At 40.0% G+C, this 19,021-nt stretch carries 20 protein-coding genes and 1 riboswitch; of the genes, 14 read left to right on the top strand and 6 right to left on the bottom strand.

Going from position 1 to position 19,021, the window contains the following annotated elements:
- The first annotated feature begins 11 nt into the window (after positions 1-11).
- Together MUN88_RS08945 and MUN88_RS08950 are read left to right on the top strand one after the other, a co-directional pair.
- On the top strand, positions 12-563 hold the full coding sequence (locus tag MUN88_RS08945; protein ID WP_244723477.1) for an alpha/beta hydrolase: 552 nt from the start codon (positions 12-14) through the stop codon (positions 561-563).
- Positions 564-581: 18 nt separating this feature from the next.
- On the top strand, positions 582-1,076 hold the full coding sequence (locus MUN88_RS08950) for an NUDIX hydrolase (RefSeq protein WP_244723479.1): 495 nt from the start codon (positions 582-584) through the stop codon (positions 1,074-1,076).
- 17 nt (positions 1,077-1,093) lie between these two features.
- Here the strand turns inward: MUN88_RS08950 and MUN88_RS08955 are convergent, their stop codons facing one another.
- Positions 1,094-1,981 carry a PhzF family phenazine biosynthesis protein gene (locus MUN88_RS08955; protein ID WP_244723481.1) on the bottom strand — a complete coding sequence of 296 codons (888 nt, stop codon included), beginning with the start codon at positions 1,979-1,981 and terminating at the stop codon, positions 1,094-1,096.
- A 351-nt stretch (positions 1,982-2,332) separates the two neighbouring features.
- Between MUN88_RS08955 and MUN88_RS08960 the strand changes: the two genes are divergently transcribed.
- Genes MUN88_RS08960 through MUN88_RS08970 form a run of 3 tightly spaced genes read left to right on the top strand, consistent with a single transcriptional unit; the run spans position 2,333 to position 5,793 of the window.
- The gene (locus tag MUN88_RS08960; RefSeq protein ID WP_244723483.1) at positions 2,333-3,850 is read left to right on the top strand and encodes an extracellular solute-binding protein; all 1,518 of its coding nucleotides are present in this window, start codon (positions 2,333-2,335) and stop codon (positions 3,848-3,850) included.
- A 19-nt stretch (positions 3,851-3,869) separates the two neighbouring features.
- Positions 3,870-4,880, top strand: coding sequence for a pectinesterase family protein (locus MUN88_RS08965; protein ID WP_244723485.1), 1,011 nt, complete (start codon positions 3,870-3,872; stop codon positions 4,878-4,880).
- Positions 4,881-4,905: 25 nt separating this feature from the next.
- The gene (locus MUN88_RS08970; protein WP_244723488.1) at positions 4,906-5,793 is read left to right on the top strand and encodes a response regulator transcription factor; all 888 of its coding nucleotides are present in this window, start codon (positions 4,906-4,908) and stop codon (positions 5,791-5,793) included.
- Between the two features lie 276 nt (positions 5,794-6,069).
- Here MUN88_RS08970 and MUN88_RS08975 read toward each other — a convergent pair whose 3' ends face one another.
- A complete protein-coding gene (locus MUN88_RS08975; protein WP_244724424.1) occupies positions 6,070-6,714 on the bottom strand; it encodes a class I SAM-dependent methyltransferase in 645 nt (214 codons plus the stop codon).
- A gap of 212 nt (positions 6,715-6,926) precedes the next feature.
- Here MUN88_RS08975 and MUN88_RS08980 point away from each other — a divergent pair, with 212 nt between their 5' ends.
- Positions 6,927-7,496 carry a hypothetical protein gene (locus MUN88_RS08980; RefSeq protein ID WP_244723490.1) on the top strand — a complete coding sequence of 190 codons (570 nt, stop codon included), beginning with the start codon at positions 6,927-6,929 and terminating at the stop codon, positions 7,494-7,496.
- A 5-nt stretch (positions 7,497-7,501) separates the two neighbouring features.
- On the opposite strand, the gene MUN88_RS08985 is transcribed toward MUN88_RS08980, so the two are convergent.
- Positions 7,502-7,681: a hypothetical protein gene (locus MUN88_RS08985; RefSeq protein ID WP_244723492.1), complete on the bottom strand. Its 180-nt coding sequence runs from the start codon at positions 7,679-7,681 to the stop codon at positions 7,502-7,504.
- Between the two features lie 149 nt (positions 7,682-7,830).
- On the opposite strand from MUN88_RS08985, the gene MUN88_RS08990 reads away from it, so the two are divergent.
- The 6 genes from MUN88_RS08990 (at position 7,831) to MUN88_RS09020 (ending at position 13,003) form a co-directional block, all read left to right on the top strand.
- Positions 7,831-8,415: a DUF3889 domain-containing protein gene (locus MUN88_RS08990; protein ID WP_244723493.1), complete on the top strand. Its 585-nt coding sequence runs from the start codon at positions 7,831-7,833 to the stop codon at positions 8,413-8,415.
- Positions 8,416-9,117: 702 nt separating this feature from the next.
- Entirely contained in the window at positions 9,118-9,426 is a 309-nt protein-coding gene (locus tag MUN88_RS09000) for a lmo0954 family membrane protein (protein ID WP_244723495.1), read from the top strand.
- Between the two features lie 21 nt (positions 9,427-9,447).
- Positions 9,448-10,077, top strand: coding sequence for a PspA/IM30 family protein (locus tag MUN88_RS09005; protein ID WP_244723497.1), 630 nt, complete (start codon positions 9,448-9,450; stop codon positions 10,075-10,077).
- 546 nt (positions 10,078-10,623) lie between these two features.
- A complete protein-coding gene (gene liaF, locus MUN88_RS09010) occupies positions 10,624-11,343 on the top strand; it encodes a cell wall-active antibiotics response protein LiaF (protein ID WP_244723498.1) in 720 nt (239 codons plus the stop codon).
- The gene (locus tag MUN88_RS09015) at positions 11,340-12,371 is read left to right on the top strand and encodes a sensor histidine kinase (RefSeq protein WP_244723500.1); all 1,032 of its coding nucleotides are present in this window, start codon (positions 11,340-11,342) and stop codon (positions 12,369-12,371) included. The genes liaF and MUN88_RS09015 overlap by 4 nt, the downstream gene beginning before the upstream one ends.
- A 2-nt stretch (positions 12,372-12,373) precedes the next feature.
- Positions 12,374-13,003, top strand: a complete 630-nt coding sequence (locus tag MUN88_RS09020) for a response regulator transcription factor (protein WP_244723502.1) — start codon at positions 12,374-12,376, stop codon at positions 13,001-13,003.
- A 108-nt stretch (positions 13,004-13,111) separates the two neighbouring features.
- Here MUN88_RS09020 and MUN88_RS09025 read toward each other — a convergent pair whose 3' ends face one another.
- From MUN88_RS09025 to MUN88_RS09035, 3 genes are all read right to left on the bottom strand, one after another.
- Entirely contained in the window at positions 13,112-13,720 is a 609-nt protein-coding gene (locus MUN88_RS09025; protein ID WP_244723506.1) for a YpmS family protein, read from the bottom strand.
- 15 nt (positions 13,721-13,735) lie between these two features.
- Complete coding sequence (locus MUN88_RS09030) at positions 13,736-14,623, bottom strand: SGNH/GDSL hydrolase family protein (protein ID WP_244723507.1); 888 nt, start codon at positions 14,621-14,623, stop codon at positions 13,736-13,738.
- Between the two features lie 257 nt (positions 14,624-14,880).
- Positions 14,881-16,551 carry a PLP-dependent aspartate aminotransferase family protein gene (locus MUN88_RS09035; protein WP_244723508.1) on the bottom strand — a complete coding sequence of 557 codons (1,671 nt, stop codon included), beginning with the start codon at positions 16,549-16,551 and terminating at the stop codon, positions 14,881-14,883.
- 84 nt (positions 16,552-16,635) lie between these two features.
- Positions 16,636-16,743, bottom strand: a riboswitch (SAM riboswitch).
- A 171-nt stretch (positions 16,744-16,914) separates the two neighbouring features.
- Here MUN88_RS09035 and MUN88_RS09040 point away from each other — a divergent pair.
- A complete protein-coding gene (locus tag MUN88_RS09040) occupies positions 16,915-17,370 on the top strand; it encodes an Hsp20/alpha crystallin family protein (RefSeq protein WP_244723509.1) in 456 nt (151 codons plus the stop codon).
- Positions 17,371-17,541: 171 nt separating this feature from the next.
- Positions 17,542-18,984, top strand: coding sequence for a cardiolipin synthase (gene cls, locus MUN88_RS09045; RefSeq protein ID WP_244723510.1), 1,443 nt, complete (start codon positions 17,542-17,544; stop codon positions 18,982-18,984).
- Positions 18,985-19,021 lie beyond the last annotated feature (37 nt).

Consider the following 19,021-nt stretch of genomic DNA (forward strand, 5'->3'; position numbering starts at 1 on the left):
GAGGTGAAAAAATGAATAAAACCATATTGTTTATACATAGCGCAGGGCCACAGGGACCCAATCAAGGAAGTAGTAATTTAATCAATTATCTGGAACAAGAACTCGAGAATTCTTATCAAATCATCCATCCTCAGATGCCTGCACCTGAAGATCCGAAGTATGATCAATGGAAGCATCAGCTTGAAAAAGAGCTTAGTTTGCTTAACGGAGAAGCGATATTGATTGGTCATTCATTAGGTGGATCGGTTTTGTTAAAGTACCTTTCCGAGCATTCCTGTAAGCTGACTATAAGAGGTTTGTTTATCCTTGCATCCCCGTATTGGGGACTGGATGAGGAGTGGCAGCTTGCTGATTTTATGCTTCAACACCATTTTGCAGACAAACTCCCTTCGATAGCTAACATATTTCTGTATCATAGTCGTAATGAGAAGATCGTTCCTTTTGCACACCATCAAGCCTATGCAAAAAAACTCCCTCAGGCAGCTGCCAGACAGATCGATGGAGATCGTCATCTGTTTCATGATGGGTTAGCTGTACTTGTTGATGATATAAAGGGTTTATAACGAAAAGGGAGGGTGTTTATGGAAATCTGGGATATTTACGATAAAGATAGAAAAAGAACTGGTAGAACACATGAACGGGGACTTCCTATAGCAGAAGGTGATTACCATATCGTTGTAAGTGTCTGGATCATGAATGAGAAAGGGGAAATCCTTGTAACCAGAAGACATCCAGATAAATCGCATCCCAATCTATGGGAAGGCACAGGTGGCTCAATCATAGCTGGTGAAAACAGCTTAGAGGGTGCTTTGCGGGAAGTGAAAGAAGAAATAGGGGTCACCCTTTCTAAAGAAAATGGTAAGTTAGTAAAAAGTACAAGAAGAGATGTGTTTCACGATTTTAATGATGATTGGCTGTTTACAGAAAATGTTGATATTCGGGATGTTGTGTTACAGGAAGAGGAAGTGGTGGATATCAAATGGGTCACGAAGAAAGAGTTGAAAGCAATGTATGACAGTCATCAGCTTGTTCCAACTCTTCGGTATGTGGAGCAGTTATTTAAACAAAATATGTAACTTGCTCCCCTCCCAAACTATTCATCCAGTACCACATCAAATGCCTTAACAAATACCGCATTTCCACTAATCATAATCTCACAAATTTCCTTTTTACGTGAGACATCGACTAGTACACGCCCATCTTTTCCTACTTCATGACCTTGCTCTACCAGAAGTTGTAGTGATCCGGCAAAGTCAGGATTCATATAAGTAGCATAATACGCCCCCATTACTCCAGACGCAGTGCCAGTCACGGCATCTTCCACCGTTCCTGAGTATGGAGAAGAGAAGTGTCGCGCATGCATATCCGCTTCTGGATCAATCGTTTCCATGCAGAATGGATGAACAGATGCTCTTGTATTCTCTTGTAAGATGGCGGGAAACCTTTTGGTGTCAGGCTTCATTTTTTGAAAAGAAGCAAGCTCTTTAATGGGGATTAATAACGTCCATGTACCTGTACTGCCATAAACGACAGGAATATCCTCACGAATTTCGTTTTCGTTTAATCCAATCGAATTTGCCAAATTTTTTACAGATCCATTAAATGCTGGTGAGGCTTGTTGCATCGTCAGTAACAGATCATTGTCCATAGTATGCAGGCTAACTGGTAAAGTGCCCGCATTTGTCTCAATGGTCCATTCCGTTTTATCAGCTAATAGTCCTTTTGTTTTTAAGGCATAGACAGTTGCTATCGTGGCGTGGCCGCACAGCTTCATTTCGTGACCAGGTGTGAAAAAGCGGATGCGTAAGTCTGCCACGTCTGAGGGCAGTGGAAATGCTGTTTCGTTAAATCCTACTTTTAACGCTGTCTCCTGCATTTCTTCATCTGTTAACTGCTCTCCATTCAAAACGACCCCTGCAGGATTCCCTTTGCCCGCTTTTTTACTGAATGCATCATAATGATAGACGGTAATCTTCCTCATTTTATCGCTCCTTTATCCCTAATAAGTTACCATTTTACTATACCTTACTCCGTTATTATTTTCATCGAAAGCTTTGATAGTATGGCGTTCCAAGCTAATATAAGAAGGTCCCATTAAAAAAAGAGAGCAAATGTCATGAATGTCCCCATAGGAAAAGCAATTCGACTTGAACACTGGACTAGATTTTTCATGAAAAGTATCTATATTGTAATCGCTAACAGGGGGGAGACGTAATGTGCAATTTCGGCACATTTTTAAAGCAATATACACTGATGGAAATTCTTCTTTAATATGCTAATCTGTAAATGAAATCGCTTACTTGTCATGTTAAAATGAAGGGGAGGGAAAGGAATGAACTGTCGTAATCGAGAATGGGGTCACATAAAGAAAGGAATTATGGGTGGATTGTGCGGTATAGCGTTGTTGCTGGTCGGATGTGCAGATAATGCAAGCAGCAATGGGGAAGAGACGATAAGTATTATGGCCAATGTGCATACACCACAAGTGGCAACAGACAGTCCAATTGTTGAGCAGATCGAAGAAAAAGCAGGTGTGAATTTAGATATAACATGGGTACCGGATGAAACGTACGATGACAAAATGAATACCGTCATCGCGACACAAAGTTTTCCAAGAGCCATGTTTGTAAAAAATTCAGAGTCTTATACGCAAATGAAAGACTCCTTAACAGATGATGTGTATTGGGAAATAGGGCCATATCTTGATGACTATAAGAACTTGAGTAAGTTAGATCCGGTAGTGTTAAACAATACGGCAGTAAACGGCAAGATTTTTGCCCTTTATCGCGAAACACCTTTATCAAGATGGGGTATCATGTATCGAAAGGATTGGGCGGAGAACTTAGATATAGAAGGACCTGAAACAACGGAAGATTTATATAATATGTTCAAAGCCTTTACCGAGGAAGATCCGGACGGTAATGGAAAAGATGATACTTTTGGCGTTGCGGTGAATTCAGACCTTGTGTACGGCGGTTTTAAATTTGTCAGTTCTTACTTTGGAACGCCTAACAACTGGGGAGAAAAAGATGGAGAGCTTATGCCAGATTTCATGTTCCAGGAATATATCGATACAATGGATTTCTTCAAAAAATTACGAGATGATGGCTATGTCAATAAGGATTTTCCAGTAACAAGTAAAACAAGTCAGACCGAAATGCTGACAAGTGGTAAAGCAGGAGCAATTGTTGGCTGTCTGTGTAATGGTGCAGGCTTCCAGGAAAATCTGCAGTTATCCAATCCTGATGGTGAGTTGGATGTGCAGAATCGCATCTCTACGCCAGATGGGGAACCCGGCACATGGGCTACCGCTGGATATGGATCTGTTGTTTTATTTCCAAAAGAAAGCAATAAAACAGAAGAGGACTTAAAAAGAGTTCTTTCGTTATTCGATACAATGATGGAACCGGACATTTATAATTCAATTGTTTATGGTACAGAAGGAAAACATTATGAGATGGTCGATGGCAAAGCGAAGAAATTGGAAAGTGGCTCCGATTCCTTTGCAACAGAGATTCAGCCCCTGTTAGGATTAGCGATTGGTGGAGAGAATGCGATTGATGCCCTGACACGAAGCTTTGCTAATGATTTGGATGAAAAGCAATATAATCAAACGATGGATAATAACAATATTCTGATTCATGACCCGACTGTTGCACTTCATTCCGAAACATATGGTGAGAATGGAACGTATCTGCAGCAAATTATCAATGATGCAACGATTCAATATATGTTAGGTGACATTGATTTAAAAGGATTCCAATCAGCTGTTGATAAGTGGAAGGAAGAAGGCGGCGAACAAATTATCACGGAATACAATGAAGCGTATCAGGAAGCAGGGAGTAAATAAAGCTTGGAGTGATGGATATATGCGTTATAATATGGTAGAACTAGAATCAAAATATCGTCAAACGATTGATAGTATTGTAGATTCGACTAAATTGGAACACAAAACAATCCAGGGTAAGCCGGTTTATCGAAGCATTCAAGAAGCGATAGACGATATCGATGAATCAGATGGATGCATTTTTATTGCAAAAGGTGTGTATGTGGAAAAATTGATGGTCAACAAGGCATCCGTGACGTTACTAGGTGAGAGCCGCGATCAAACCATCCTAACCTATGATGTGGCAAGCGGTACCGAAAAAGCAGACGGGTCGACATATGGCACATTTGGCAGTGCCAGTGTCATCGTTCAGAAACCGAATTTTACAGCTTTTAATATCACGTTTGAGAATCGCTTTGATTTCATGAAGGAATACCTCAAAAAAGATAATGATCCAACCAAAATGAAAAATTTACAGGCGGTTGCTTTTCGTACAGCAGATCAGAGCGATCAAACGAAACTGGAAAACTGTTATTTTAAAGGCTATCAGGATACGTTACTTGTCGATCAGGGAACGCACTATTTTCATAAGTGTGTCGTCGAAGGAGCGATTGATTTTATTTTTGGTGCCGGGCAGGCGGTGTTTGAAAGCTGTGATATTATATCTTTAAATCTTCAGGATCCTATCCATAATGGCTTTGTCACAGCTGCCAGCACATCGATTGACGTACCATATGGTTATTTGTTCGATCAGTGTCGATTACAGAGAAAATCGAATGAAATGCCAGATCATACTGTTTATTTAGGGAGACCATGGCATCCAGGTGGAGATCCGAACGCGATAGCCAGTGTGCTTTATTACCAATGTGAAGTAGATGCTCATATTAAAGAAGAAGGCTGGACAGAAATGGGTGGCTACTCTCCTTTGGATGCCAGATTATATGAATATGATAATCATGGGTCTGGTGCTGTAATCAACACGAACAGACGAAGTGTACCTCAGCAGGAAGCAGAGAAATGGCGCCATTATCTTCACCAGATTTGTGTCCGGTAAATAGGAGGAAGGAGGCGATTGGTCCATGGCAGAAACAGCGCTTGAGTTCTACGAAGAGCATGTCCCGGGCTTTCTCATTCATCACAAACAGGATCCATCACAAATGAACGTCTTTCATAGACATCAAGGCTATGAAATCGTTTGGTTAAAAGAAGGAGAAGCTTTATACGTATTTGAAGAGAAAGTCTATCATTTACGGAAGAATACCATTTTACTGTTCAAAAGCTCGGAATTTCATCGGGTGAGCTTGCGGGATGGGGCAGCATACGAAAGAGTGGTCGTGATGTTTACGGCTGACTTTTTTACATTTGACCATGTGCTGCTGAAGACTTTTTTTGATTTTTTGGATCAATTGCCTTTTCCCCATTTTATGTTAGATCTTTTTGTCTGGGATATGGATAAATTCCAATCGATCATCGATAACCTTTTATTAGAAAATGATAATAAAAACAACTGGCAGCAAAAATCTGCACTCGAGATCTACCTGATGGAACTGATCCTGTTTCTGAGCCGCTCGATGAAGATCGATCAAGAAGCCAATCATCAGCTCGATTGGGCTAGTGAGCGCCAAAAACCAGTAGATTTCCATGATCAAATCGTCAAGGAAATCAATGAAGTCTGGAATACGGAATGGCGTCTGGATACCATTGCGGAGCATTTGCATATCAGCAAGTATTATCTGTGCCGTTTTTTCAAAAAAGAATTTGGTGTGACCATTCAGGAGTATATTCTGCAGCGGAGATTATTTGAAGCAAACCGCTTACTGACGGACACAACGATGACTGTTCAGGAGATTTCTGAGCATGTTGGATTTCTTTCTGCTTCCAGCTTTATTAGAAGGTTTAAGGAAAGAACCGGGGTAACGCCGAATCAGTACCGAAAGAAGCAAACTGATTTTCGTAACGGTAACTAGGTTATGTGCTGCCGCAATTAGGGCAGGAAACCCGTGTTTCATCATATTCATACTGTCAATTATCACATTGGATAAAGTTTCGCGTTTGTTTACCGATTAGCGCGCCTTGTGCATAGAGCTGACTTAATATTTTCTCTTGATTATCAATAATGTTAGCAGCCGCAAAAAATAACATAACAACAATAGTCCCGATAAAAATCCAGGAGAAAAAGGCTATGAAATGACCGGACAATAATCCTGCAATAATACTTATAATGATGGAAAAACAACAGTGCGCTAATCATATTGCTCCCCCTTTTTACATATCTTCAACATAGAATTGGCATTACGTTGGAATTCGTAGGATACCTTTATTTCTTCCGCAGTGCAGCCTTTCTTTATCAAATAATGAATGACCTCATCCAAATACTGATAACGTGCTCCATTTAAGTCAACTAATGGAAAAATGCGAAGCTCTTCTTTTGTAACACGTAATAACTCATCAACGGTATCAAGATGAAAGGATAAATCTAGTCTGTCTGCATACAAAAATAAAAAATGTGCGGAGAGAATGATATCGAATTGTTCATCACGAAATGGCAAAGAGGGCAGTGTAACAGGAATGTACCGTTCTTTGGATCGTTCGATATCCTTGGTACATGTTTGCAAGGCGCGAATTCGATGGGCTCGTAAATCCTCTACCCCAGCGAAAAAACCCCATTGATAATTATTTTTGACTTTTTTCATATGTTCCATCGCATGCTTGATATCGCTGTGGCCTTTTTCTTGTAAGAAGTCAACAGAATAATGATAGGCAATATCACAAGCTGTTACATCTAATCCGGATTGGTTGCCAATGGCAGTAAATGAACAGGCTCCAGCCGGACAGTCCAGTATTTTTTTATCGATAAGTGATTCTTTTGTTAGCGCAAACATATTCATGTATTCTTCAAAGGTCCTGCCTATAAAAACAATTCTCTCTAAATCTAATTTTTTCAATTCATTCACCTCGATCTTGAATTAACTATTGCACATTAAGTAAAAGTATAATATAGTAAAAATTATTATTAGATTTCAAAATTTACCATCTGGAAACATGGCACTCCAAAGATGAATCAAACCTATATTAATAAAGAAGCAAGGAGTGGACTGTGTTGAAAAATGTATACCTGCTCTTTACGGATACGGGAACACTGTTATCACGTCTTATTAACCTGTGCACGAATTCTACCTTGAATCATGCCTCGATTTCATTCGACAGCTCATTGACAGAGGTCTATAGCTTCGGTAGAAAAAGAACCTATAATCCTTGGAGTGGCGGCTTCGTCCAAGAGAATTTACGCACACCTTTTTTTCGCCGATCCCAATGCGCCATCTATCAATTAACCATTCCTGATGCAACGTATAACCAGTTAAAACAACGGATTGAAAAAATGGAAGCTGAAACAGATCATTATCGCTATAATCTGTTAGGTTTATTTGGTGTGCTGTTGAATTTAGAATGGCAACGAGAGCAAGCCTATTTCTGTTCAGAGTTCGTCGCGACTGTCTTAAACGAAGCAGGTATATATGTAGCGGAAAAACCAGCATGCCTGGTGAAACCACAGGATTTAAAAGAATGGGAAGCGTTACAATTAATCTACCACGGTGAACTGATAGCTTATTTACAATACCATGGCGGTTACGATGTACCTGTATCCCTTTGGCAAAGATATTTGATGTAAATAGGTTATTTTTGATCATTCTCTAATTTCTGTTTATTTACGTTGAGCAACTCTTTCAATACGCGATGAATATTTTGTAAGCTGATCAAAATAATACCGAGCATGATGAATGTAACAATTTCTCCTGTGAAGAAAGAAAGTAAAGCTAATAAAGTAGCATACAGTATATATAACCAATTGTTCATAAGTATCATCCTTTTCGTTTTATATGGATTATTTTAACATAAAACAGTGCGGCGTGATGATTCTTTATTCGAAAATACTAGGCTTTTGTCACAACATCGGTACTTCGGTTCATACAATAAGTTGAATCAACATGAAGGAGCTGATGAATATGCATTCCTATTATTTCGGCTATCCGTCCTATCCGCATTCATATATGATGAGGCAGCAAATGATTAGTGGTACAGCGACTTGGACAAATGGTGGCAATATTACGAAGTGTGGGTTACCGTGGTCTTATAATCAATATATGACAGTAGCGGTAAGCAGTAATTCTACTTTTCAATGTGGTCAGACGCTTAAAGTGACAAATCCGCAAAATGGCAGACAAGTGATCGTGACGGTGGTGGACACCGTACCGAATGTACCGGCAACACAATTAAATTTGCATCATAGAGCATTCCAGGCATTGGCGAGTCCAAGTGTCGGTGTGCTTTCTGTGCAATTTCAACCATCCCCAGACGTCGAACAGGAAAAATGGGGAAAGTATTTATTAGAGGTAACACAAACTGCATATCCGAATTATAATGTGACCGATTATGGATTTGTGGAAAGAACGTCCTTAACCAACGATCAAGTAAAAGAAGTGTACGATTTTTATCTTACTAATGGTCAGGAGCAACTAACGGTGAGAGGAACGGTCGTTTACAATCCAATGACAAATCGTGTGGTTTCGTTTGGAATTACGGAACTATAGGCGATGGTAAAGCAGAAGCGTGGAATTTGATCATGCTTCTGTTTTTTTGTTTGGGAGGGAAGTATTAGTTGTTTCCGAGGATTGAGGGAGTATGGGTTTTTAATGTGGATTATGTAAAATAGCTATGCTGTAATTTAGAAATATTAAATGTGCTAGGATATCGTTCCGGCCAACTACTTCGCGTCCTGCGGTATTGTTTTTATTTTCTTATGGAATGGGCTGACCAATATCCCGCATTTCAATAATTCGGTCGTCCTAAAAATGGAAGATATGGACGGCTGCACCTCCTCGATCATCTGGATTCTGTCTGATATGGGAATACACTGAAACTTTTTTTCACTTGGATGATAAGGTTAATATCCAGTATGTTTTCAGGGCTTTGTTCGGCACTCTCTTCCATCGCCAACATAAGTGAATCTGCATCACCAGGGAAGTAGGGATTGTGGTGACGGAATGAAGGACTTATGTATTGCTGATATGCCTCGCGAACTTTACCCATGCAACGAGTTGTAAAAATAACACAGCTTTAACGCTCATTGAAAGCACCCTTTCCTGTATGTGTGATGTGCACTATATGGTCCGCTTTTAGTGGTGTCAATAAATAGAAAATACGCCTCAAGGCTTAGTCCAAAATATAACCCCAGCCTGTTACTGATTCCACCAGGACGAGCTATCATATAAGTATGGAAGGAGGGAACGTCAATGAGAACATTTCTACTCGTTAGTTTAGCGGTGATTGCTGCAATCATCTTACTAGCCAATCTTGGTCCGATGATTATGTTATTGATCAGTCTGGTCATTGCCTATTACGGAGTGAAAAAATTTATCACGGCTGACACAACCGGTTCGAAAGTAGGATGGGGCATTGTTATCCTGATCGGTGTATCGATGTCGATTTCAAATATCCCAGCTTTAATTGGTGTCGTTGCAATGGTTGTGCTGTATTACACATATAAAAAATGGAAGCAAGAGAAAGAATACGAAGATTACTTAGAGTGGGACAAGCTGTAAACATATAGGGAGGAATAAAAAATGGCAAACTTATTTTCACGTATTAAAGACTCAGTGATGGCAGACTTACACGAAGCAATGGATCGTAAGGAAGAGAAAAATCCAATCGCACATGTGAACCAGTATATTCGCGAATGTGAGCAGGAAGTAAAGAAAATTAAGCGATTAGTAGAAAAACAATATGAGATTAAACACGATATCGCCAAAGAATTGTCGCAGGCAAAAACGATGGTCGAAAAACGTAAACGCCAAATCCAATTAGCAGAAGAAATGCAGGAAGCAGAATTAGCAAAAGAAGCACAGGTAGAATTGGACCAATTCGAAGCACGTGTTGTACAGCTGAACGAAATGTCAGATAAATCCATTCAAGATCTGGAAACACTTGAATCAAAATATGTGCAAATGAAACAAAAATTAAAAGATCTTTATGTGAAGCGTCTTGAATTACGAAGCAGAGAAAATATTGCCCGTACGAAACAAGGCATGAACAAAGTACTCGAAACAGAGCTAGTCTCCAAAAGTGTATCAAAATTCGCAGAGCTCGAAAGCTATATTGAGCGGATCGAACAACGTGTTCAAACAGAGCACCGCCTGCACACTCTGGATGCCCGATTTCAAGAATTAGAAAAAAGAGCTACAACTTCTAACTAAAAACATGCTATTCTATAAAGGTGCAGAAAAAATCTGCACCTTTTCATGTCTGAAAAAGCACTTGCAAAAATTACTACCGAGGTAACGATACAAAACTCGAATATATATAAAGAGATTTGTATCGAAAGCGATGAAAGGGAACGAATCAGAGAACGTGCCCATAGATTTGTATCGAAAACCAGAGAAAGGGCACAAATCACAAAGAAGCACGAGCAGATTTGTATCGAAAGCCTGGAAAGGGAACAAATCAGAGAAGAGCGCCTATAGATTTGTATCGAAAGACAGAGAAAGGGAACAAATCTCAAAGAAGCATGAGGAGATTTGTATCCAAAGCCAGGAAAGGGAACAAAACAGGGAAGTGATCCCCATAGATTTGTATCGAAACCAGAGAAAGAGCACAAATCACAAGACAGCTCCTAAAAGATATGTATTAAAATCTAATCCTTGATTCTGCTGCACGTTTTATTATCACACGTATCCTGCGGGGCGACTGTCCCAGCTGTCATCGCAACGAAATTTTTATATAGAATAAAGGGGTGACCCTATATGTCAAAAAAGACAGGCTATGATTTATTGCAAATATTATTAATCATAGGTGCGCTATTTTTGTTAATTGAATTAATCTTTATCGATGTAGGTCTACTTTTCTTGATCGCAATTGGAGCGGTGGGGATTTATTTTGGCAGACGATCCTTCAAGAGTACAACTGGCAAGACGATTTTCTGGGGTGGCATATTTTTTGTTATTATTGCGATCTTGCAGACGTTTGCGATACGTTTCTTTATTTTTGCAATTATAATCTATTTTGTATGGCAATGGTATCAGCAAAAGCAAAAAGAAAATCAGGAACTGCCACAATTCATTGATATCACCGAAGAGACGTTATACGAAGACCAGATGATTCAAAACAAATGGTTCGGTAAGTACCAGACAACGAAGAACGGTTTCTCCTGGCAGGATTTGAACATCCAGTCTGGAATTGGTGATATTCAGGTGGATTTAAATAATACGATGCTCCCAAATGAAGAGAATGTTATGGTAATTCGTCACTTTGCTGGAAAAATTGAAGTGATTGTACCGTATGATGTCGAAGTCACGATTGATCATTCTGTCATTTTCGGTGACATCCATGCCTTTGATCATCAGAAGAAAAATGTTTTCAATCGTCATGTTCAGCTGCAAACAAAAGGCTATCGCCAATCTCGCCAAAAAGTGAAAATCTATACACAGATGATCGTCGGAAAGCTTGAGGTGAGAAGAGGATGAAGTTATACACCAGAATGATCGCGACGACCACTTCACTCGCTTTTCTCCTGCTTCTGATTTTAACCGTCTTTTATTATTTAGCTTTTCCAATTAATAATTGGCAACTGCTCTGGACACATAAAGTGATGGAAATTCCAGTTGTACTGATGATGCCAGTTGTCACGATCTTGTTTGGTATTGTCATGGGTATTATTATCGCCGCGGTTTGGCAACGTCGCATTCATTTTATCGAAAATAGTTTGCATCGTGTATTAAATAACCAGTCAGTTGCCGATCCTGTATCCTATGAGGAAATGACGGATGTATTAAGTCGATTGCAAGAAGTGCAGCAATACATTCAGGATCAAACCAAACGGACACAAAAATTGATTGAGGAACGAGCGACGGCACAGGAAGAAACGATTAATCAAGTCGTTTCCGAGGAACGAAATCGTCTGGCAAGGGAACTGCACGACTCCGTCAGTCAAGAACTGTTTGCTGCGTCAATGCTGGTATCGGCTGTGCTTGCAGCCAATATCGAGCAAGATGAAAAAACAACGAAACAATTACACCAGATCGAAGCGATGATTCAGCAGGCTCAACTGGAAATGCGTGCACTACTGTTGCATTTACGACCAGTTTTGTTAAAAGATAAAACATTGAATGAGGGAATGGAGCAATTACTTGAAGAACTCCATGCCAAGGTGCCAATGGATATTATTTGGCGATTAGAAACAATTGAAGTGAACAAAGGGATTGAAGACCAGCTGTTTCGGATTTTGCAAGAAGCTATTTCCAACGCATTACGCCATGCGAAGGCTTCATTAATCGAAGTATTATTAATGGAACGGGATGATTTTCTCATTTTACGAATTTCGGATAACGGAATCGGATTCGATATAGAGGAAAAACAACATAACTCCTATGGTCTTACCAATATGTATGAGCGTGCTGCTGAAATTGGGGCCCGACTTAATATTGTCAGTTTGCAGAATGAAGGAACGAAGATTGAAATTCGAGTACCACTAATGAGCGAAGAAGGTGAGTAATAATGATCCGCGTACTATTTGTTGATGATCATGAGATGGTTCGGATCGGAGTCAGTGCGTATTTAACAACACAGGAAGATATCGATGTTATTGCCGAAGCGGAAAATGGTCAGGATGCGGTTGATTTGGCCTTATCCTTACGTCCGGATGTCATTTTGATGGATCTTGTCATGGACGGGATGGATGGCATTGAAGCGACCAGACGGATTATAACGGAGTGGCCAGAGGCAAAAATTTTAATCGTAACCAGCTTCATTGATGATGACAAAGTGTATCCTGCCTTAGAAGCAGGCGCTACCAGCTATCTGTTGAAGACGTCCAAAGCAGACGTGATTGCGAGAGCCATTCGTGATACGTACAATGGAGAGTCCGTGCTGGAAAAAGAAGTGACAGCGAAGATGATGGCGAGGTTCTCTTCGTCTAATCAAGTGCCGCTGCATGACAGTCTGACAAAAAGAGAGACGGAAATCCTGCTGTTAATCGCTGAAGGGAAGACAAATCAGGAGATTGCTGATCAGCTTTTTATCGCATTAAAAACCACGAAAGTTCATGTCAGCAATATTCTCAGTAAGCTGGAAGTGCAGGACCGGACACAGGCAGCCGTCTATGTTTATCAAAATAATTTATTGTAATAATAGAGAAATCCCGCTTCGATGGAAGCGGGATTTCTGCTGAAGTGACCATGAATTGATGAGAAGTGGCCATTAAATCCACTAAAGTGACCATAAAACGTACACTTATTATAACCCCAATGTAGCATTAGGAATTTTAATGCGGAATGAGATATTGTCATTAGCCAGATCGATTTGTTGTGCACGCACTCGGAAGTTACTGTCCATGTTCATTTGTGTGACAGCAATGTATATCTGCTCTTCCTTAGGATCAATCGTAATCCATTCGGGTGTTTCGACACGGCTGCTGACATATTGTAAAATCCGGTCTTCTGGTAAACGTAATAAACCGAGAGACATATCGGTTGCCTGTAAAATGATGTCACCATTTTGCTGGACTTGTGGTTCGAATTTAATATTGACGGGTACTTCGCTTGAAAATGCCTCAATCGTACCCATTAAATGCACTTGTTTATCGAATTTAACGGTATACTGAATATTCTCGCCGAGCTTCGGTAATTTATCAATATACGCATTGACCAGCTCGTTCAAATTGGATTTGCTCGAACGAATGGTGAATTCTGCACCTGCTTCATCTTCAATAAATACTTGCTCCGGCTCTTCTGCACCCGGGGCTGGCCAGAAGATAAAGAGTACGATTGCCAAAAGCAAAGCAAGATTAATCGATAATAATGTAATAAATAATTTTCTCCAGTTCCTCACTTTTTTTTCTGCCATGTTGGTCATCCTTTATTATTCTTCTGCTTGTCGCAAGTCATTTTGCAGGTAGGTAATGACGCGTTCCGCAATTAATTGATATCCACGATGATTCGGGTGGAAATTATCATCAGCGTAAACATTCTCTGCTTCATTCTGAAAAACATCCTGCATTGGTATATATTGCACCTGTTCGAATTGATTGGTTACTTCTAAACTCTTATTATTCCATCTGGTGATGATTTGGTTTAATGCTTCAATTTCACCGAAATATTGTTCAAATGGGTTGAAAAAACCGATTAAATAGATTTTTGCATCTGGCTGTAATGATGTGATTTTATCGAAAATAGCTGTCAGCCGTTCTCCATATGGTTCTCGTCCTTCAATAAAAGGTTCTTCCGTAAGATTAACGAAATTATCTTTCATTATTTTCATGATATCATTAGCGCCGATTGTGATTAATACCGTATCCGCTTTTTTTAGTGAATCTTGAATTTCTTCTTGTTCCAGGCGTTTTAATAAATGATCGGTACGGTTACCGCGCTTACCGAAATTATCAATCGAAGCATTAATGCTCTGGTTATCAAGCTGCTCTTTTAAGACACCTACATAGCCACCATTTTCTTCTTCGTCTCCAACACCTTGTGTTAACGAGTCCCCGATAGCAACAATATGTGCATCTTTTTTGAACAATTGAAGAGCACCCATGACTGCTTCACGGACGTGTGAAGAAATGGAGCTGTTTTCTTCCGCTTCATCGGTTTGTTCCTCTTCGGCGGTTTCGTCCTCAGTTTCTGTTTGATTATTTTCTGTCTCGTTGGTCGTGTTCGAAGATTCTTGCTGATCTGATGGCCAAGCAAAATAAACAGCCAATGTGATCGCAGCAATCAGCAATACGACCAGAATCAATACCTTTTTCCTCATGGTCAACACCTACAGTTATAAATCTTATCCTTATTAAGTATACCCGTCCATTTATGATTGCTAACATGTGTTATAGAATATGCATCTTAACAATTGAAAATGAGTCAATTTGTGAAATGATACGAATTGTATCACAATAATCTGACCGTGTTATGGAAAATATTCATTAAAAAGCATAAGACCGCAAACCGAAATGGCCTGCGGTCTCACATATATATATTTATCTTGGGGAGATAAATAACGATAGTCAGGGAGAGTTACTCTCCGCGGCGTAAGCGGTCTGCCTCTTGAAATGGGCATTTGTTCTCGACAATGACTTGACCGTATGCTTCCGCCTTTTCTTTTGTAGCAGGGTCTGTCTGCCCTTCAGCAAACCAAACAATTTTGGCCTGGTTTGTATATGCAGCAGCTGCTTCCTTTTGATGTAAAATGTATAATATATCAATCTCACCTTCTGCCTGATCCGCTTTGGTGATGTGATAACCTAATTTAGATAATTTGCTGAGTGCTTCAGAGTCTTCGAGTGAGCCAGCCACTGCGATTGTTTTCGGGCGAATGTCGCCGTTTTCTCTCGCAAGTGGGGAAGATAATACCCACGAGATTGCCTTCTCCGCACCCGTTGAAATCGTTGGTTCGCTATCTGTTGCAACTGCAATCGCCTGATCTAAGTCCTCGATAATATCTTCAGCTGTTTCAATACCAACAGAAAGTCGGATTAATTCTTCTGTAACGCCAGATTTCTTTAATTCTTCCTTCGTCAATTGCTGGTGGGTAGTGGATGCAGGATGAATAATTAATGATTTCGCATCTCCCACATTGGCAACATGAGACCATAATTGTACATGATCAATTATTTTTCGTCCAGTTTCTCTACCACCCTTTATACCAAAGACGATCATAGAACCAAAAAGGTTACAAAAATATTTTTTTGCTAATGAATGGGAAGGGTGATCCTCTAGTCCAGGATAGGAAACCCATTCCACTTGTGGATGATTTTTCAGGTAATGCGCAACGGCTTCGGTATTTTCGCTGTGACGTTTCACTCTTAAATGTAACGTCTCCAGACCTTGTAAGAAATAAAAAGCATTCTGCGGGCTTAACGATGGTCCAATATCTCGTAATAATTGGACACGAAGCTTAATCGCAAATGCCGGTGGTCCAATATCAATTCCGAAGCGAATACCATTATACGATTCGTCAGGTTCCGTAAAACCAGGGAATCGGTCACTATTCCAATTAAATCGCCCACTGTCTACCACAATACCGCCGATGGAAGTACCGTGCCCGCCAATCCATTTCGTAGCAGAGTGCACGACAATGTCAGCTCCCCAGCTAATTGGTTTACACACATACGGGGTGGCAAATGTATTATCAATAATAAGTGGAACTCCATGTTCATGGGCAATATCAGCAACAGCTTCGATATCGAGCACATGTAAACTAGGATTGGTAATCACTTCACCGTATACAGCTTTCGTCTTGTCTGTGATAGCTTCTCTGAAATTCTCAGGATTAGTACCATCGACGAATTTCACGTTAATACCGTATTTAGGTAAAGTTGTGTTAAACAGGTTGTAAGTCCCGCCATACAAATTGCTGTCTGCTACAATTTCATCGCCGGCATTAGCCAAGTTCAGAATGGCGAGTGTAATAGCAGATGCGCCTGAAGCTGTGCCGACAGCAGCAACTCCATCTTCTAATAAAGCAATACGCTGTTCGAAGACGTCAACCGTTGGATTCATGATACGCGAATAAATATTGCCCATTTCTGCTAGAGCAAAAAGATTTTGGGCATGCTCTGTGTTGTTGAATACATAAGAAGTAGTTTGATAGATTGGTACGGCACGCGCATTGGTTGCTGGATCAACTTGCTGGCCGCCATGCAATAAATTGGTCTCACTTCCTGGAAATTGAAACGGATTTGTCATTGATGTACCCTCCTCTAAACTAATGAAAAAAAACCTCTTCTCACCGATAGTAAGAAGAGGTTTGCTTATGTAAGTTCAGTCCTCCTCTTATCTTTCAGGTCAAACCTGTAGGATTTAGCACCATTTCAACTAAAGAAATTGACGGTTGCCGGGCTTCACAGGGCCTATTCCCTCTGCCACTCGAAATAAGAGTTCGTATTTATTTAATTGACTACATTATAAGTCATACATTGGCAATCGTCAACAAATATATCAGAATTTTGCGAAGTAATAGAATCTTCTGCAGATTAACATAAACTTTATGATCATTTTTCGTTCGCTATGCATAGTATAAAGTGGGTAACAAGACCAGGAGGGATGAACATGTCACAAAAAGGCGGAAAACATGATTGGGGAGAAGACTTTATTAAGAAGTTAGACTCATTCCTTTATGAAAAACCGAACCGTAACGTAATGGAAACGATTGATAGTTTTTTTGAACAGGTCAAAATGCCGAAACAGATTCCCGCAGATGTTGTGGAGACAGACGATGAATGGATCGTACGTGTCGATTTGCCAGGTATAAAAAAAGAACAGATCAAGTTGAAATTGTTAGGTAATCAAATTTCTATAACTGTTGATCATGAAGAAGAAATCGATCAGCACGATCAAACGTATCAATATTATCATAAAGAACGAAGACAGCAACGTAAGCAACGGACGATCACCTTACCATATGCAGTTGATAAAGAAACAGCCAAGGCAAGTTTTCAAGATGGTGTATTGGAAATCAGAGGACCAAAAAATCAAGCAGAAGATGACGCTTTAAGTATTGATTAAGCTAATAGCAATTGCTATTAGCTTAATCATAATTGTGCTATATTAGGAATAGACGACTTTTTTTGCACGTTAGAAAAGTATGAAATTTTCTCAGCGTTGTAATTCGACAGGCTGAAAATGTCACCAGTACTTGTCGATAAGCCGAATTTTCTTTAAAAAGGAGGTTTTCCTTTGGAGATTACCCAGCTCGTTATCACTTTTCTACTGGTATTTAATATTGTCTTATCATTAACTATTATCTTCCTTGAGCGAAAAAATGCCACGGCGACTTGGGCTTGGATCATGGTGTTAACCTTCATTCCGATTTTTGGATTTATTTTATATCTTATTTTTGGAAGAAAGTTAAGTAACAAAACGATTTTCACATGGGATACCAAGAGTAAATTAGGGGTCAAAAAGGCAGTTCAGCATCAGCTGCGGGAAATCGAAAATGGTGATTTCTTTATTAGTGATCCCCGCTTGTATCAATACAAGGACTTGTTTTATTTGCATTTACGTAATAATGATGCGATTTTCACACAGGACAATGCGGTCAATATTTTTACAGATGGAAATCGCAAATTTAATTCGTTATTAGAAGATATCGAGCAGGCGACAGACCATATCCATTTACTTTATTACATAGTACGGTCTGACCGGCTCGGAGTCCGGCTTGCGGAAGCACTGATTAAGAAAGCAAAAGAAGGTGTGGAAGTACGTTTTCTATATGATGACCTTGGTTCGAGAACACTAAGCAGGAAATTAATTCGAAGAATGCGACAAGCAGGTGCTGAGGTGGAAGGGTTTTTCCCGCCATTAATTCCTAAAGTCAATCTTAAAATTAATCACCGTAACCACCGGAAGCTGGTGATTATTGATGGGAAAGCAGGCTATATTGGTGGGTTCAATATTGGAGATGAGTACCTCGGTGAGGATAAGCGTTTTGGCTATTGGCGTGACACACATTTACGGATCGAGGGAAGTGCCGTTAAAAATTTGCAAACTCGTTTTATCCTGGATTGGAATCAGGCATCACGTCATGATATCGAATACGACGAACGCTATTACGACGCCGTGCCGATGGGAAATGCCGGCATGCAGATCGTATCTTGCGGTCCTGATTCGGACTGGGAGCAGATCAAGCATGGCTATATTAAGATGATCATGTCGGCGAAGGAATATGTGTATATTCAAACACCTTATTTCATACCGGATGAAAGTCTGCTCGATGCATTACGAATAGCCAGTCTATCCGGAGTAGATGTCCGAATTATGATCCCCAATAAGCCAGACCATCCGTTTGTATATTGGGCAACGTATTCTTATATTGGGGAGTTACTGAAAGCCGGTGCAACGGTTTATATTTATCAAAAAGGCTTCCTGCATGCTAAAATGATTGTAGTGGACAGTAAGATCGCCTCAATCGGAACGGCAAATATTGATGTAAGGAGCTTCCGCCTCAATTTTGAAGTGAATGCCTTCTTATATAATGAAACACTTGCAGAAATGCTAGTAGATGAATTCGAAAAAGATATGGAGTATGTGACCACGTTAACCTTGCCACTGTATCAAAAAAGGTCACTCTGGATTCGTACGAAAGAATCGATTGCAAGGTTAATCTCGCCAATCCTGTAAAAGAACTTGGCATCAGCTAAGTTCTTTTTCGTAGATG

Source organism: Gracilibacillus caseinilyticus, assembly GCF_022919115.1.
GTDB lineage: Bacteria > Bacillota > Bacilli > Bacillales > Amphibacillaceae > Gracilibacillus > Gracilibacillus caseinilyticus.